The sequence below is a fragment of the Seohaeicola sp. 4SK31 genome, assembly GCF_028802875.1.
Lineage (GTDB): Bacteria > Pseudomonadota > Alphaproteobacteria > Rhodobacterales > Rhodobacteraceae > Seohaeicola.
Map to the genome: position 1 here is coordinate 96,754 of NZ_JARAMP010000003.1, position 15,741 is coordinate 112,494.

Annotated in this window: 17 protein-coding genes; 11 read left to right on the forward strand and 6 right to left on the reverse strand. The window is 65.3% G+C overall.

Annotated elements, in window-relative coordinates; translation table 11 throughout:
* Window positions 1-114 precede the first annotated feature (114 nt).
* Window positions 115-966 (reverse strand): EAL domain-containing protein, encoded by an 852-nt coding sequence (locus tag PVW27_RS03615; protein WP_274555177.1) that lies wholly within the window; start codon window positions 964-966, stop codon window positions 115-117.
* Between the two features lie 121 nt (window positions 967-1,087).
* Here PVW27_RS03615 and PVW27_RS03620 point away from each other — a divergent pair, with 121 nt between their 5' ends.
* Window positions 1,088-1,657 (forward strand): DNA-3-methyladenine glycosylase I, encoded by a 570-nt coding sequence (locus tag PVW27_RS03620; RefSeq protein WP_274555178.1) that lies wholly within the window; start codon window positions 1,088-1,090, stop codon window positions 1,655-1,657.
* Between the two features lie 9 nt (window positions 1,658-1,666).
* Here the strand turns inward: PVW27_RS03620 and PVW27_RS03625 are convergent, their stop codons facing one another.
* The gene (locus PVW27_RS03625) at window positions 1,667-2,224 is read right to left on the reverse strand and encodes a TlpA family protein disulfide reductase (RefSeq protein ID WP_274555179.1); all 558 of its coding nucleotides are present in this window, start codon (window positions 2,222-2,224) and stop codon (window positions 1,667-1,669) included.
* A 21-nt stretch (window positions 2,225-2,245) separates the two neighbouring features.
* On the opposite strand from PVW27_RS03625, the gene argH reads away from it, so the two are divergent.
* The 6 genes from argH to PVW27_RS03655 all read left to right on the forward strand — a co-directional run bounded on the left by argH (window position 2,246) and on the right by PVW27_RS03655 (window position 8,410).
* A complete protein-coding gene (argH, locus tag PVW27_RS03630; protein WP_274555180.1) occupies window positions 2,246-3,637 on the forward strand; it encodes an argininosuccinate lyase in 1,392 nt (463 codons plus the stop codon).
* A complete protein-coding gene (locus PVW27_RS03635; RefSeq protein WP_274555181.1) occupies window positions 3,634-3,822 on the forward strand; it encodes a hypothetical protein in 189 nt (62 codons plus the stop codon). The genes argH and PVW27_RS03635 overlap by 4 nt, the downstream gene beginning before the upstream one ends.
* A 25-nt stretch (window positions 3,823-3,847) precedes the next feature.
* Entirely contained in the window at window positions 3,848-4,024 is a 177-nt protein-coding gene (locus PVW27_RS03640) for a hypothetical protein (protein ID WP_274555182.1), read from the forward strand.
* Window positions 4,024-4,338: a DUF2834 domain-containing protein gene (locus PVW27_RS03645; protein WP_274555184.1), complete on the forward strand. Its 315-nt coding sequence runs from the start codon at window positions 4,024-4,026 to the stop codon at window positions 4,336-4,338. Before PVW27_RS03640 ends, PVW27_RS03645 begins: the two co-directional genes overlap by 1 nt.
* 104 nt (window positions 4,339-4,442) lie before the next feature.
* A complete protein-coding gene (gene lysA, locus PVW27_RS03650) occupies window positions 4,443-5,708 on the forward strand; it encodes a diaminopimelate decarboxylase (protein WP_274555186.1) in 1,266 nt (421 codons plus the stop codon).
* A gap of 32 nt (window positions 5,709-5,740) precedes the next feature.
* The gene (locus PVW27_RS03655; RefSeq protein WP_274555187.1) at window positions 5,741-8,410 is read left to right on the forward strand and encodes a TIGR02302 family protein; all 2,670 of its coding nucleotides are present in this window, start codon (window positions 5,741-5,743) and stop codon (window positions 8,408-8,410) included.
* Between the two features lie 94 nt (window positions 8,411-8,504).
* Here the strand turns inward: PVW27_RS03655 and PVW27_RS03660 are convergent, their stop codons facing one another.
* A complete protein-coding gene (locus PVW27_RS03660) occupies window positions 8,505-9,638 on the reverse strand; it encodes a zinc-ribbon domain-containing protein (RefSeq protein WP_274555189.1) in 1,134 nt (377 codons plus the stop codon).
* 191 nt (window positions 9,639-9,829) lie between these two features.
* On the opposite strand from PVW27_RS03660, the gene PVW27_RS03665 reads away from it, so the two are divergent.
* From PVW27_RS03665 to PVW27_RS03680, 4 genes are read left to right on the forward strand one after another with little or no spacing between them, the layout of a single operon-like run.
* Window positions 9,830-10,507 carry a cell division ATP-binding protein FtsE gene (locus PVW27_RS03665; RefSeq protein WP_274555191.1) on the forward strand — a complete coding sequence of 226 codons (678 nt, stop codon included), beginning with the start codon at window positions 9,830-9,832 and terminating at the stop codon, window positions 10,505-10,507.
* Complete coding sequence (locus tag PVW27_RS03670; RefSeq protein ID WP_274555193.1) at window positions 10,504-11,409, forward strand: cell division protein FtsX; 906 nt, start codon at window positions 10,504-10,506, stop codon at window positions 11,407-11,409. Before PVW27_RS03665 ends, PVW27_RS03670 begins: the two co-directional genes overlap by 4 nt.
* Window positions 11,409-12,146, forward strand: coding sequence for a lysophospholipid acyltransferase family protein (locus PVW27_RS03675; RefSeq protein ID WP_274555195.1), 738 nt, complete (start codon window positions 11,409-11,411; stop codon window positions 12,144-12,146). Before PVW27_RS03670 ends, PVW27_RS03675 begins: the two co-directional genes overlap by 1 nt.
* Before the next feature lies 1 nt (window position 12,147).
* Window positions 12,148-12,750, forward strand: a complete 603-nt coding sequence (locus PVW27_RS03680; protein ID WP_274555197.1) for an MSMEG_1061 family FMN-dependent PPOX-type flavoprotein — start codon at window positions 12,148-12,150, stop codon at window positions 12,748-12,750.
* Between the two features lie 92 nt (window positions 12,751-12,842).
* Here PVW27_RS03680 and lpdA read toward each other — a convergent pair whose 3' ends face one another.
* Genes lpdA through PVW27_RS03695 form a run of 3 tightly spaced genes read right to left on the reverse strand, consistent with a single transcriptional unit; the run spans window position 12,843 to window position 15,696 of the window.
* Window positions 12,843-14,231 (reverse strand): dihydrolipoyl dehydrogenase, encoded by a 1,389-nt coding sequence (gene lpdA, locus PVW27_RS03685; RefSeq protein WP_274555199.1) that lies wholly within the window; start codon window positions 14,229-14,231, stop codon window positions 12,843-12,845.
* Window positions 14,232-14,287: 56 nt separating this feature from the next.
* Window positions 14,288-14,698: an MAPEG family protein gene (locus PVW27_RS03690; protein WP_274555433.1), complete on the reverse strand. Its 411-nt coding sequence runs from the start codon at window positions 14,696-14,698 to the stop codon at window positions 14,288-14,290.
* Between the two features lie 8 nt (window positions 14,699-14,706).
* A complete protein-coding gene (locus tag PVW27_RS03695) occupies window positions 14,707-15,696 on the reverse strand; it encodes a glycosyltransferase family 2 protein (protein ID WP_274555200.1) in 990 nt (329 codons plus the stop codon).
* Between the last annotated feature and the right edge of the window lie 45 nt (window positions 15,697-15,741).

The following is a 15,741-nucleotide window of genomic DNA, read 5'->3' on the forward strand; positions in this document are numbered from 1 at the left end:
ACCAATTTGCAGATCGAGGATCATCCGGGGCCACGCGGGGTTGCGGGCACCGGACTCCCCGCCTTGCCTTGTGTGATACTGGATGAGGCCCGCCGCGGCAACAGGATGATGCCCCTAGCCCGCACGATGCAGTCTGGCCGCCTGCGGAGAGGGGCTGTTCCAGGGCGGATGCACGGTCGGCGCGCCGAAGAAATACCCTTGCTGGCAATCCACCCCGATACTGGACAACCAGCGGGAGTCGGAGACGTTTTCCACGCTTTCGGCGACGGTGAACATGTCGAATTGCCGCGCGATGTCCACCATGGCGCGGGTCAGCACCTGATTGTCCGCGTCGTCCTTCACGCCGCGCACGAAGGTGCCGTCGATCTTGATCACGTCGAACTGGAAATCCCGCAGATAGCGCAACGAGGTATAGCCCGCGCCGAAATCGTCCAGCGCGAAGGTGATGCCGCGCGTCTGCAGATCGGCCATGAAGCGCACCACCAGCTCGGGCACCGTCATGGCGCTGCGTTCGGTGATTTCGAGGATCAACCGTTCGCCGATGGTGGGATCGGATTGCACCCCCTGTCGCAGGCTGCGCATCCAGCGCGGATAGCCGATGGAGCGGGCGGACATGTTGATGGACAGCCGGATCTGCGGATTGCGTTGCAGGGTGCGCAGCCCGGTTTCCAGCGCCACGCAATCCAGAATGCGGCCCGTTTCCGTGGCTTCGACGGCGTCGATGAAATCATGCGCCGGGATGATCCGGCCGGTGTCGTCCAGCACGCGGATCAACCCTTCGTAAAAGGCGATCCGGTCGGGGCGTTGCGATTGCACGACGGGTTGAAACGCCAGCAGCGTTTCGCGGTGGCGCAGGGCAGCGGCCACCATCGCCACGATGCCGCGGTCACGGGTGAAGATCGCGACATCCAGGGGCGACGCATCCTCAACCGCGATATGCGCGAATCTTCGTTTGCCGTGACGCATCGCTTGCCCTCTGACCTGACCCGGAGTCGATGTTTGTGCCCCAGCTCTTACCAAAGAGATAACATTCCCATTTTGTTCTAATTTTCATAAACTCGTCCGCAACGGCAGGAAAGGGTGTGCGATGGACGGCAGATGCGGCTGGGCGGGACCAGATCAGATCTATCTGGAATATCACGACACGGAATGGGGCGTGCCGGAACGCGACAGCCGCGCGCTGTGGGAATTGCTGTGTCTGGAAGGGTTTCAGGTGGGGTTGAGCTGGATCACCATCCTCAAGCGGCGCGAGGGATTTCGTGAGGCGTTTCAGGGGTTTGACCCTGCTGTCATTGCAGGTTGGGGGGATGCGGAGGTTGCCCGTCTGATGGACGATCCGCGCATCATCCGCCATCGCGGCAAGGTGGTGGCGATGATCGGGAATGCGCAGGCTTTCGAGCGGATCGAGGGGCAGGGCGGCTTTGCGGCATGGGTCTGGGATCATGTCGGCGGGGTGCCGGTGCAGAACCGTTTCGGCCATTTGTCCGAGGTTCCGGCGCAGACGGAAATTTCGATTGAATTGTCCAAGAATTTGAAGCGCGCGGGTTTCAAGTTCTGCGGGCCGACCATCACCTATGCCTTCATGCAGGCGGCGGGTCTGGTCAATGATCATCTGACGGGTTGCCCGCGCCATGCCGATGTGGCGCGGATGGGGTGAGCGTGGCCCTTACATCCCGGCGATGAGCGCCGAAACGATCGCCTTGGCGCTGTCGGAGGACCAGTCCGCATCGCCGCGCATGCGGGCGATTTCCTGCCCTTCGGGGTTCAGGATCACGGTGATCGGCAGGCCCATCACGGCCATTTCGCGCGCCAGCGCCTGTTTGGGGTCCATGTGCAGGGGGAGGTTATCGACGCCGATTTCCTCGAAAAACCGCTGCATGGCCTGCGGCGGATTGCGGCCTGTGGCGATGGTTACGACCTCGAAACTGTCGCTGCCCAGTTCGGCCTGCAATTGCGACAGTTGCGGCATTTCCTTGCGGCAGGGGGCGCACCATGTGGCCCAGAAGTTCAGCACGATATGCTTGCCCGCGTAATCGGACAGCTGCCCCTCACCGCCTTCCCATGTGGCGAAGGGCGTGTCCGAGACGGGCTGCGGCGTGCTGTGGAAGTTCAGCTTCTTCATGTCGCCATCCCGCAGCGCCTCAAGTGCAGCGACATCGGCAAGGGCGGTGTTTGCACCAAGGGCAAGAGCCGTATAAAGGACGATCTGACGAAGAAGACGCATATTCCCTCCAAGGTGCAGCATATGACCGACAAGACCTCAAACCAGATGTGGGGTGGCCGTTTCGCCGCCGGCCCGGACGCGATCATGGAGGCGATCAATGCCTCGATCGGGTTCGATCAGCGGATGGCGGCGCAGGACATTGCCGGCTCTCGGGCCCATGCCGACATGCTGGCGGCAACAGGTATCCTGAGTGATAGCGACGCTGCGGCCATTCGGGAAGGGCTGCTCACGGTGTTGTCAGAGATCGAGACGGGACAGTTTGTTTTCTCGACCGCGCTGGAGGACATCCACATGAATGTGGAGGCGCGTCTGAAGGAGATCATCGGCGAACCTGCGGGGCGGCTGCACACGGCGCGGTCGCGCAACGATCAGGTGGCCACGGATTTCCGCCTGTGGGTGCGCGATCAGATGGACGCGGCGATGGCCGGGATCGCGGCGTTGCAGCGCGGGTTTCTGGCGCAGGCCGAGGCGGGGGCGGATTGGGTGATGCCCGGTTTCACCCATTTGCAGACCGCGCAACCGGTGACATGGGGGCATCACATGATGGCCTATGTCGAGATGCTGGGCCGCGATCACAGTCGTTTCGCGGATGCGCGTGCCCGGATGAACGAGTCGCCGCTGGGGTCGGCGGCGCTGGCAGGCACCGGGTTTCCGATTGACCGCGAGATGACGGCCAAGGCCTTGGGCTTTGACCGGCCCACGGCCAATTCGCTGGATGCGGTGAGTGACCGGGATTTCGCGCTGGAATATCTGTCCTGTGCGTCGATCTGCGCCATGCATCTGTCGCGCTTTGCCGAGGAATTGGTGATCTGGTCATCCGCGCAGTTCCGGTTCGTGAAGATGTCGGACAAATGGTCGACCGGATCGTCGATCATGCCGCAGAAGCGCAACCCGGATGCGGCGGAGTTGATCCGCGCCAAGATCGGGCGGATTTTCGGGGCCAATGTGGCGCTGATGATGGTGATGAAGGGGCTACCCTTGGCCTATTCCAAGGACATGCAGGAGGACAAGGAACAGGTGTTCGACGCCGCCGACAACCTGATGCTGGCCTTGGCCGCGATGACGGGGATGGTTGGGGACATGACCGCCAACCGGGCCGCCATGCAGGCGGCGGCGGGGGCGGGGTTTTCGACCGCGACGGATCTGGCCGACTGGCTGGTGCGGGCGCTGGGCCTGCCGTTCCGCGAGGCGCATCATGTGACGGGCACGCTGGTCGGCATGGCCGAGGCGCGGGGCTGCGATCTGCCGGATCTGGCGCTGGAGGACATGCAATCGGTCCATGCCGGGATCACGGCGGATGTCTTTGGCGTGCTGGGTGTTGAAAACTCGGTCGCGTCGCGCATGTCTTACGGGGGAACGGCACCCGCGCAGGTGCGCGCGCAGGTGGCCCGCTGGAAGGACAGGCTGGGATGAGATTGACGCTGAGAACGACCCTGATCGGTGGCGCGCTGCTGGCGATGGCTGCCTGCGCGGCACCGTCGGATCGCTATGGGGAAGCCCAGGCCGAGGCGGCGCGGGGCGCGCAGGCAGCGCCTGCCGAGACCGGCGTGTCGGTATCTGGCACGGCCCGGATCGGCGTGACGCGCACCATCAATTGACGCATCGGCAACCGAGGGCGATGAGATGAAGGCTTTGATACTCTGCGGACTGTCCCTGATCCTGCTGGCCGCTTGCGGGGTCGAGGGTGCACCGGTGCGCCCCTCGCTGGATGCGGGTGTCTCGGTCACGCGGGGCGGCATCTATCCGTCAGCCAGTGTGGGGTTGAACAAGGGGCCGGTCAGCCTGCGGGTGGGTCTATAATGTCGCCCTTGCGGATGGTCTATCTGGCACTGGCGATCTGGGGTGCGGTGCATCCGATGTACTGGTTCGTCACCTATATGGTCGAGACGGGCACCGGCCTGTCCGGGCTGATCGACGCCTGGTATGTGAATGCCTCGACCACCGGGCTGACATGGGATCTGACCATCGCGGCGATCACGCTGACGGTCTGGATCATTGCCGAAGTGGCCGTGCGGCGGAACTGGCTGGCGCTTGTGGCTGTTCCGGCCACCTTCTGCATCGGGGTCAGTTGCGGATTGCCGCTTTACCTCTTCCTGCGGACGCGCCCTGTCTGAGCGGGGCTTTTGAGTATTTATGGCAAGATGAAGCGGGTGCAGCGCGCCATTGAACGGGGCGCGCGACCTGTTATGAGGCTGTGACGCAGCAGGGGTTTTCGGGCATGGATCATTTTCTTTATCGCAACGGCGCGCTTCATGCCGAGGATGTGCCTCTGTCCGAGATTGCGGCTGTCGTCGGCACGCCCTTCTATTGCTATTCCACCGCCACGCTGGAGCGGCATTTCCGCCTGTTCGACGAGGCGCTGGCGGGGATGGATCATCTGGTCTGCTATGCGATGAAAGCGGCGTCCAATGTGGCGATTCTCAAGACGCTGGCGGCGCTGGGCGCGGGCATGGATGTGGTGTCGGGCGGAGAATACCTGCGCGCCCGCGCGGCGGGGGTGCCCGGTGAGCGGATCGTGTTTTCCGGCGTCGGCAAGACCGAGGCCGAGATGCGGCTGGCGCTGGAAGGCGGGGTGCGGCAGTTCAACGTGGAAAGCGAGCCCGAGATGGAGGTGCTGAACCGCGTGGCGCTGGATCTGGAGATGGTGGCGCCGATCACGGTGCGGGTGAACCCCGATGTCGATGCCAAGACCCATGCCAAGATCGCCACTGGCAAGAGCGAGAACAAGTTCGGTATCCCGATTGCGCGGGCGCGCGAGGTTTATGCCCATGCGGCACGCCTGCCGGGTCTGCGGGTGGTGGGGATCGACGTGCATATCGGCAGCCAGCTGACCGATCTGGAGCCGTTCCGTCTGGCCTATCGCAAGGTAGCCGAACTGACCGAGGTGCTGCGCGCCGATGGTCACCGGATCGAACGGCTGGATCTGGGCGGGGGCCTTGGCATTCCTTACGAGCGGTCGAACGCCGCGCCGCCCCTGCCGATTGATTACGGCGGGATGATTCGCGAGGAATTGGGCCATCTGGGCTGCGAGATCGAGATCGAGCCCGGCCGGTTGATCGTGGGCAATGCCGGGGTGATGGTCAGTCAGGTCATTTACGTGAAACAGGGCGAGGGGCGCGATTTCCTGATCGTGGACGGGGCAATGAACGATCTGATCCGCCCGGCCATGTATGACGCGCACCATGACATCGTGCCGGTGGTCGAGCCTGCGCCGGGGGTCGAATCCCATGTCTATGACGTGGTGGGACCGGTCTGCGAGACGGGGGATACCTTTGCGCGGCAGCGCGCCCTGCCTGCGGTGAAGGCGGGGGATCTGATCGCCTTCCGCTCGGCCGGGGCTTATGGCGCGGTGATGGCCAGCGAATACAATACGCGGCCCCTGATCCCCGAGGTTCTGGTCAAGGGTGATCAATTCGCGGTTATCCGCCGACGTCCGACCTTTGACGAAATGATAAATCGCGATACCATCCCCGAATGGCTCTGACGCTATCCCGCGCAGTGCCGCGGGATGATCGTATGACCGAAACCCCACAGACCCTGCTTGCACGGCTGCGCTGGCCCCTGTTCCTGACCCGCGCGGGCCTTCTGGCCGAGCGGGTGTGGCAGGCGTTCTGGCCTTTGTGGACGGTTGTGGTGCTGGTGCTGGCGGCTTTGATGCTGGGGTTGCATGACAGCCTGCCTGTCGAGGCGGTCTGGGCCGGTATCTTTGCTGCGGGACTTGGGGTTGTGGTGACTGGCCTGCGGGGTGTGCTGCGGTTCCGCTGGCCCACCCGGGCCGAGGCGCTTGCGCGGCTGGATGCAAGCCTGCCCGGGCGGCCGATTTCCGCTGTGCTGGACAGTCAGGCGATCGGCGGCTCTGATGCCGCGTCCGTCGCGGTCTGGCAGGCGCATCAGGCGCGCATGGCGGCGCGGGCCGCGACAGCGCGACCGGTGGCCCCCGATCTGGACATGGCCCCGCGTGATCCCTTTGCCACGCGCTATGTGGCGTTGCTGGCGCTGGCGGTGGCGGTGCTGTTCGGGTCGATCCTGCGGGTCGGTTCGGTATCCGAGATGACGCCCGGTGGCGGTCAGGCGGCAGTGGGTGGCCCCACATGGGAAGGCTGGATCGAGCCGCCTGCCTATACCGGGCAGCCGACGCTGTATCTGGCGGATCAGACTTCTGACAGTCTTGAGGTGCCGCAGGGCAGCCGTATCACTCTGCGCCTTTACGGGGAGTTGGGCGCGCTGAGCGTGACGCAGGATCTGGCCGAGGCGGTGGGGGCCGAGGTGGCCGATCCCGCCGCGCCGGCGCAGGATTTCACCGTGACACGGTCGGGCACCCTGTCGATCATGGGCCCCGGCGGGCGCGACTGGCAGGTCGAGATGCGCCCCGATGCGCCGCCGCGTGTGGCCTTTGGCAACCCGGAGCAGGCTGGAGCCGATCAGATGCAGGCTTTGGCGCAGGCGCGGGCCGAAGGGCAGATGACCCTGCCTTTCACCGCGTCGGATGATTACGGCATTCTGGGCGGGCAGGCGCGGATCACGCTGGATCTGGAAGCGATCCCGCGCCGCCATGGGCTTGTGGCAGAACCGGAGCCGCGCGAGGCGATCGTGCTGGACCTGCCGATGCCGATCACGGGCAATCGCGCCGCGTTTTCCGAGACGCTGGTCGAGAACCTGTCGCAGCATCCTTGGGCGAACCTGCCAGTCAAGGTCGAGTTGTCCGTCAACGATGCAGCGGGGTTGCAGGGCGATAGCGGCGCGGAACAGATGAACCTGCCCGCGCGGCGGTTCTTTGACCCGCTGGCCAATGCGGTGATCGAGCAGCGGCGCGATCTGTTGTGGTCGGTGGACAACGCGCCGCGCGTGGCGCAGGTGATCCGCACCCTGTCGCATCGCCCCGAGGAAGGGTTGTTCCGGTCCGAGACCGCCTATCTGCGGCTGCGGGTGATCCTGCGGCGGCTGGAAGCGATGACGGATTATGGGCTGAAGTCCGAGCAGCGCGACGAGATCGCGCAGGCGCTGTGGGATCTGGCGCTGCTGCTGGAAGAGGGCGATCTGGGTGACGCGCTGGAGCGGTTGCAGCGCGCGCAGGAGCGGTTGTCGGAGGCGATGAAGAATGGCGCCTCGGATGAGGAAATTGCCGAGTTGATGCAGGAATTGCGCGACGCCACGCAGGATTACATGAACCAGCTGGCGCAGCAGGCGATGCGCGATGGCACGATGCAGGACCCGCAGGAGATGGCCGAGGGCAGCATGACGATGGGTCAGGACGACCTGCAGGCCATGATGGACCGGATTCAGGAGTTGATGGAACAGGGCCGCATGGCCGAGGCGCAGCAGGCATTGGAGGAATTGCAGCGGCTGATGGAGAACATGCAGGTCACCCAAGGCCAGGGCGGGCAGGGGCAGCAATCCCCCGGCCAGCAGGCGATGGAGGGATTGGCCGAGACGCTGCGCGATCAGCAGGGCCTGTCGGATCAGGCCTTCCGCGACTTGCAGGAACAGTTTAACCCCGGTGGCCAGCAGGGCCAGCAGCCGGGGCAACAGCCTGGCCAGCAGGGGCAGGGCCAGCAGCCCGGCCAGCAGGGGCAAGGACAACAGCAGGGCCAGGGTCAGCAGCCCGGTCAGGGCCAGCAGCCGGGTCAAGGTCAGGGTCAGGGCCAAGGGCAGGACCGTGCCGACCAGCAGGGCAATGGGCAGGGTGATGCCCAAGGCTCATTGGCCGACCGTCAGCGTGCCTTGCGTAACGAATTGAACCGGCAGCGCGGCAATCTGCCCGGTGTCGGCGGCGAGGCCGGAGAGGCGGCGCGCGAGGCGCTGGACCGGGCGGGGCGCGCCATGGACGGGGCGGAGCAGGCGCTGCGCGGCAATGACCTGCCCGAGGCGATAGACCGTCAGGCCGAGGCGATGGATGCCCTGCGCGATGGGATGCGCAACATGGGCGAGGCTTTGGCCGAGGCGGAGCGGCAGGAACGTGGTGGCGACGGTCAGCAGATGGGCAGCGCCGGTGGCGAGCGGCGCGACCCGCTGGGCCGCAACAGCGGCACGAGCGGGCAGACCGGCACTGACGAGAACCTGTTGCAGGGTGAAGATGTCTATCGTCGTGCCCGCGACCTGTTGGACGAAATCCGCCGTCGTTCCGGTGAGGGTGAGCGGCCGGATGAGGAACTGGATTACCTCAAGCGTCTGCTGGAGCGGTTCTGAGGATCTGCCTCGGGACAAGTGCGGCGTGGAGAAGAGCAAAGGGCGGCCCGGTGATGGGACCGCCCTTTTTGCCTTAACATGGGGGATGCGCGGGTCAGCCCGTGCTGCCGGCCACCTCGGCCAGCCAGCGCGACAGGTTCTGCACCTGTGCGTCCAGCGCAAGGCGCAACTGATCGACGGCGGCGACATAGGCATCGACGGCTGGGGCGGCGGCGGGCAGGGTCTCGACCAGAGCGGGCGCGAAGATGTAGAGCGCCAGCAGCAGCATCGCGATCAGGAAGGTCACCGAGAAGCCGCGACTGAAACCGCGATTGCCCTCAGGCGTCACCTCATTGCGGGGATCGGCGGACTGACCGGGCGTGTCGTGATCGTCTGCCCGCGCCGGGCGGCGATCCGAGGTCGAACGCAGGCTTGAGTTGATCTCTTCGATATCGGGCAGCAGACCCCGCCGGGAATCCGCCACGGCAGCGGCGGCGGCGGCAGCGATACGGTCATCATCCGGCTGTGGCTGGCGTGGGGCGGGCGGTGCGGGGGGCGGCGTGGTTGCGGGTCGTTCAACGACCGGGTCTTCGCCGCGCAGGCGGGCCATCCGCATCCGGGCTTCTTCCTGACGGCGCAGCGCATCCTCGTCCGGTGCCGCAGGCTTGGCCGGGCCGCTGTCCAGCCCAAGATCCGGCTGGCTCTCGAGTCCGGGTCCACGTTCGGCGGCGCGGGCGCGGGCCTCGCGCTCGGCCTCCTCGCGCAGAAGGTCGGCCACGGAAGTGTCCAGACCGCGCCGCGGAGGGGGGAGATCGCGGGCGGGATCTTCCTCGTAATCGTCTTCCTCGACCTCGGGCAGGCGCGACACCGGGTCTTCGGGATCGGGCACCAGTCCCGCCGCGGGCCGGGGCGTGTCGGTCAGGCCGGGATCGCTGGGAAACCCTTCCCACTCATCCTCTGCCTCATCCTCCTGTGTTGCGGAGGGCGGCGCATCGGCGCGCGTTGCAGGCCGTGAGCCGTCACGATCGTCGTCGCCAAAGAGGCTTTCGTCATCATCATCGTCTGCATCGTCCCACAGATCTTCCCCGTCCGGGGCGTCATTGGACGCCTGCGCCGCGCTGTCATGCTGCGGATGACTTTGGAACCATGTGTGTCCGCAACTGGAGCATTGCACGTCACGCCCGGTTTCGGGGATGACGCTCTCTGGCACTTCGTACTGTGCGCCGCAATTCGGGCAAATCAATCGCATCGTGTTCCCTGCCGGGTCTGATATCTGACCTGAGCCGCAAACCTGACCGCGGCCTGCGCTGTGCTTGATCTACCATATGGTGTAAACCACTGGCGGAAAAGTGCAAAGGTCGCACTGGCCAGAAACACCGTCCTGATTGCAACAGTGCCCGTGTTGGGGCAAGAGGGTGCAGAGCAGAAAAGGGATCGCCCGTGATCGAACTGGAACAAGTCGCCATGAGCTATGGCGGGGGGGAGTTGCTAAGCGACATTTCCCTGACCCTGTCGCCGGGATCGTTTCATTTCCTGACCGGCCCCTCGGGGGCGGGCAAGACGACCTTCCTCAAGCTGTGCTACGGGGCCTTGCTGCCGACGGCCGGACATGTCCGCATGTTCGGCGCGGATGTGCGGGACATGTCGCGCGATGATGTGGCGCTGGCGCGGCGGCGGATCGGGGTGGTGCATCAGGACGTGCAGTTTCTGGATCATCTGCCGGTGGCCGACAATGTCGCGCTGCCGCTGATCGTGTCGGGACGGGACCGCACCGACGAGTCCGAGAACCTGTCGGAACTTCTGAACTGGGTCGGGCTGAGCAAGCGGGCCGGTGCCCTGCCTGCTGAATTGTCGGGGGGCGAGCGGCAGCGTGCCGCGCTGGCCCGCGCCGTCATCATGTCGCCCGAAGTGATCCTTGCCGATGAGCCCACCGGAAATATCGACTGGGAGATGTCGCAACGCCTGTTGCAATTGCTGGTCGAGCTGAACCGGATGGGCAAGACGATCATGATCGCGACCCATGACATGAACCTGATCCGCGCCGCCAAAAGCCAGGTGCAGGCGCGGGTGCTGCGGATCTCGCAGCGCCGGTTGCATACAGCGGGGGCGGATCTGTGACACCCGACCTGACCCGCATCACCGCATTTCTGGCCGGGGACGTGCAGGCCGACCGGCTGGTGCCGCCCACCGGCTTTACGGCACGGCTGACCGTTTTTGTGGCGGCCGCCATGGCGTTTCTGACGGTTTTCGCGCTGGCGCTGTCGCTGGCGACGGGGCGTCTGGCGGATCGCTGGAGCGACGAGTTGGCCCGCGCCTCGACCCTGCGGATCTCGGCCCCGATGGATCAGCGCGAGGCGCAGACCACCGCCGCGCTGCGCGTGCTGGAGACGACACCCGGCGTCGCCTCGGCCCGCGCCCTGTCCGACGAGGAGCAACGCGCCCTGCTGGAGCCGTGGTTCGGCCCCGATCTGCCGGTCGAAAGCCTGCCCATCCCGCAGCTGATCGAGGTGATCGAAGATGAGACCGGCTATGACGCCGCAGGTCTGCGCCTGCGCCTGTCCGCCGAAGTGCCGGGCGCGGTGCTGGACGACCACACCCGCTGGCGGCGGCCCCTGGTGATGGCGGCTGACCGCCTGCGCCTTTTGGGATGGTTGTCCATCGCTTTGATCGGCGCGGCGACCGCGGCGATGATCACGCTGGCCGCGCAGGCGGCGCTGGCTGCCAATGCGCAGGTGATCGCGGTGCTGCGGCTGGTGGGGGCGCGTGACGCCTATATCGCGCAGGCCTTCGTGCGCCGTTTCACCCTGCGCGCGCTGGGCGGGGCTGCCGCAGGGACGGTGCTGGGCATGATCGCCGTGCTGATCCTGCCATCGGCGCAGACCGAGGCCGGGTTTCTGACGGGTCTCGGGTTTCAGGGCTGGCACTGGATCTGGCCCTTGGTCATTCCACCGCTGGGGGCTGCCGTGGCCTTTGCCGCCACGCGCCACGCCGCCCAACGCACGCTGAGGGAGTTGTCCTGATGGCTTACGCATGGCGCTGGCTGCGCTCTTTCGTCTTTGTCGTGCAGATGTATGCGATGATGCTGGTGATCGGGCTGATCTATCTGCCCGGTGCGATCCTGTCGCCCGAAGGGGCGCGGCGCGGCTGCAAGGCCTATTGCCGCTGGGTCTTCTGGACGGCGCGCTGGATGGTGGGTTTGCGCTGCGAGGTGCGCGGCACAGCGCCCGCGCAAGGGGCGCTGATCGCGGCCAAGCACCAGTCGTTTCTGGATATCCTGATGATCTTCAACGCGCTGCCCGCTGCGATCTTCATCATGAAGCGCGAGATCCTCTGGACGCCGGTGATCGGGCTTTATGCCTATCGGTTGGGCTGCGTGCCGGTGAACCGCGGCAAGCGGGGCGCGGCGATCAAGAAGATGCTGGCCGATGTGGCATCGGGCCATCAGGCGGCGGGGCAGTTGATCATCTATAGCCAAGGCACCCGCGTGGCCCCCGGCGTCAAGGCGCCCTACAAGATCGGGACAGGCGCGCTTTATGAACAGATGGGGCAGGATTGCGCGCCGGTTGCCACGAATGTGGGCGTGTTCTGGCCGCGCACGGGCATCTATCGCAAGCCCGGTCTGGCGGTGGTGGAATTCCTGCCGCTGATCCCGCCGGGGCTGGAGCGGGCGGAGTTCATGGCGCGGCTGGAGGCGGAGGTCGAGGAGGCCTCGGACCGTCTGATCGCCGAGGCGCGGGCATCTTTGAAGGAGGCGTGAGATGGAGTTCATCGACCGGATCGAGGGGCTGGAGGCGCTCTATGGCCCCGCCTCTGTCGGCTCGCAGCGCAAGGTGGCGCAGCATCTGACGCCCAGCTATCGCCGCTGGATCGAGGCGTCGCGCTTCTGCATCGTCTCGACCGTGGGGACGGGCGGCACCGATGGCAGCCCGCGCGGCGACGATGGCCCGGTGGTGCGCGTGCTGGACCCCAAGACGCTGGCCATGCCTGACTGGCGCGGCAACAACCGGCTGGACAGCTTGCGCAATATCGTGACGGACGGACGGATCTCGCTGATCTTTCTGGTGCCCGGATCGCAGATCATGGTGCGCGTGAACGGGCAGGCCAAGCTGACGGCGGATGCCGGGCTGCGGAGCAGCTTCGGACGCGATGGCGTGGAGCCTGCGACCGTGATCGTGGTGCGGCTGGCCGAGGTTTATGCGCAATGTTCGCGCGCCGTGATGCGCTCGGGCATATGGGCGCGTGATGATGCGGCGGGGCTGCCCAGCCTTGGGGATATTCTGGCGGATGTCACGGCAGGCGAGATGGGTGGCGGCGATTTCGATGCCGACTGGGAGAAACGGTCACTCGCGGCGCTGTGGTAGGCGTGGGATTTCGAGTATTTTTGGCAAGATGAAGGGCAGGATGGCCCGACATGAGAAAGGGGGCCACGCGGCCCCCTTTTGCTTTGGTTGGATCAGGCGTGGATCGGGCCGTCACCGCAGGCCAGCGCGGCTTCGCGCACCGCTTCGGACACGGTCGGGTGGGCGTGGCAGGTGAGGGCGAGGTCCTGGGCTGAGGCGCCGAATTCCATCGCGACGCAGATCTCGTGGATCAGATCGCCGGCCGAAGGGCCGATGATATGCGCGCCAAGGATGCGGTCGGTCTGCTTGTCGGCGAGGATCTTGACGAAACCGTCGCCCTGGAACATCGCCTTGGCCCGTGCGTTGCCCATGAAGGAGAATTTGCCGACCTTGTAGGCGATGCCTTCTTCCTTGAGCTGCTGTTCGGTCTTGCCGACATTCGCGACCTCGGGGTGGGTGTAGATCACGCCGGGGATCACGCCGTAATTCACATGGCCATGTTTGCCTGCAAGCACTTCGGCCACGGCCATGCCCTCGTCCTCGGCCTTGTGCGCCAGCATCGGGCCGTCGATGGCGTCGCCGATGGCGTAGATGCCTTTGACATTGGTCTGCCAATGGGCGTCGGTCTGGATCTGGCCGCGCTTCGAGGTCTCGATGCCCAGATCAGTCAGACCCAACCCGTCGGTAAAGGGTTTGCGCCCCGTGGCGACCAGCACGCAATCGGCATCCAGCACGTGTTCGCTGTCATCCTTGCGCAGCTTGTAGGTGACCTTGGCCTTGGTCTTGAGCGTTTCGACACCCTGCACGGCGGCCCCCATCACGAAGGTCAGGCCCTGTTTGGTCAGCATACGCTGGAAGGTTTTCTGCACCTCGGCATCCATGCCGGGCGTGATCGCATCCAGATATTCAACAACCGTCACTTCGGTGCCAAGACGCGCGTAGACCGATCCCAGTTCAAGGCCGATCACGCCCGCGCCGATCACGACCATGGTTTTCGGGATCTTGCCCAGCGTCAGCGCACCGGTCGAGGTGACGACGATCTCTTCGTCCACCGTCACGCCGGGCAGGCTGGCGGGTTCGGAGCCGGTGGCGATGACGATGTTTTTCGCCTCATGCACCTCGTCGCCGACCTTGACCTTGCCTGCTTCGGGGATCGAGCCCCAGCCTTTCAGCCAGTCCACCTTGTTCTTCTTGAAGAGGAATTCGATGCCCTTGGTGTTGCCCTCGACGGTTTCATCCTTGTAGGCCAGCATCTGCTTCCAGTCGACCGAGGGGGATTTCCCCTTGAGGCCCATCTTGGCGAAGTTATGCTCGGCCTCGTGCAGCATGTGGCTGGCATGGAGCAGCGCCTTGGAGGGGATGCAGCCGACGTTGAGGCAGGTGCCGCCAAGGGTGGCGCGGCCTTCGACACAGGCGGTCTTGAGGCCCAGTTGGGCGCAGCGGATGGCGGCGACATAGCCGCCGGGGCCAGCACCGATGATGATCACGTCATAGCTTGCCATGGGGAAATCTCCTTAAGATCGTGTGAATGGCGAGGGGATGTGCTGCGGCATGGGCATCAGACAAGCGCCGCCAGCAGCATGAGGGTGGTGGCGGAAAAACCCACTATCCAGATGAGGGAGCGCCATGGCACAAGGCCGAAGGCATAGGCGGGCACATAGAGCACGCGCGCGACAAGATAGGTCCATGCACAGGCGGCGGTGAAGGGGCTGGACTGGTCTGAAAGAGTGACCACGACCACGGCGAGGGTGAAGAGGATCAGCCCCTCGAAATGGTTGTTGAGCGCGCGGAACAGGCGGCCCGTGCGGGGGCTGACCTGTTCGATCAGCGGCTTGCCCAGACGGTCGGGATCGCGGGGGCCCAGCGTCTTGCCCGGTCCCAGTTCCAGATTGGCGGGGATCGACATCAGCATGAACTGGATGACTTGCAGCAGGCCCGCAAGGGCGAGGGCGGTCAGTTCGGGGGTCATGGTCTGCGTCATGTCTGCGGCCTTTCGCGGCGGGTCCAGAGGGCCAGAGCCTCGGGCGTCAGGATGGCGGATTTGCGGGTGGTGAACCAGTCGAAACAGGCTTTTTCCGCGGCGGCGGTGGCGGGGTCTTGCCGGAGGGCCGCCATGCGGGCTTCGGTTGCGGGCCAGTGGCGCAGGATCGTGCGATCCTCGACATCGTTCTTGTTGGCGCTTCGGTGCCAGTTCGAGCCGAGGTGATATTTGGTCTGATCGGTCTTGCCCTGCCCGTCGCCACGGTCGTTCTTCATCATGAAGAGATCGCGGGATTTGACGGCATAGTGGTTGATCCGGGCTGTCGCGTTGGAGGCGGCCAGATCATGCGGGCGGAAGCGGCTGGAGCGGTCCTGATAGAGGCTGGCCGCGTGCAGCGGCGTGCCATCCGGGTTGACGACAACGGGGCTGTCCACCAGCGGATGACGCGGGTTGTGATCGGTGGCGGCGGCAAAGCTGGCGGCGCGGAACAGGCATTTGGATTTGGTCACGCGCGGTTCGGGGCGCGGTTCGGCGCGGGTGAAGCTGGGCAGGACGGCCATGCCGGGGGTCCATTCGGTGACGCCTGCATCACCAAACAATTGCCACGGGATCGCGACGACATCGGCCTCTGACGCGTTTGCCATCAGGGTGGGCAAGCGCCCGTCACCTGCGGTGATGTTCAGAAATTCGTCACTGTCGATATGCAGAAGCCAAGTGACATTCTGCGCGCGCGCCCAGTCAAGGACCAGCGCCATGCCGCTGTCCTGCGGTGGGGTGCCTGGCGGGACGCTCTGGCGGATATGGGTCAGGTGGCCTGCGGCGGCCAAGGCATCCAGAAGCCTGTCCGAACCATCGGTGCAATCATTGCTGACCACGACCACCTGATCGAAGCCGATCACCTGATGATATGCCAGCCATTCAAGGATGAAGAGCCCCTCGTTGCGCATGCAGGAGACGAGGGCTGTCTGGTCCGATGCGGCGGTCATGGGGGATACCGGGAGATAAGAGGGTGCACCAAACGGGGCGGGGGA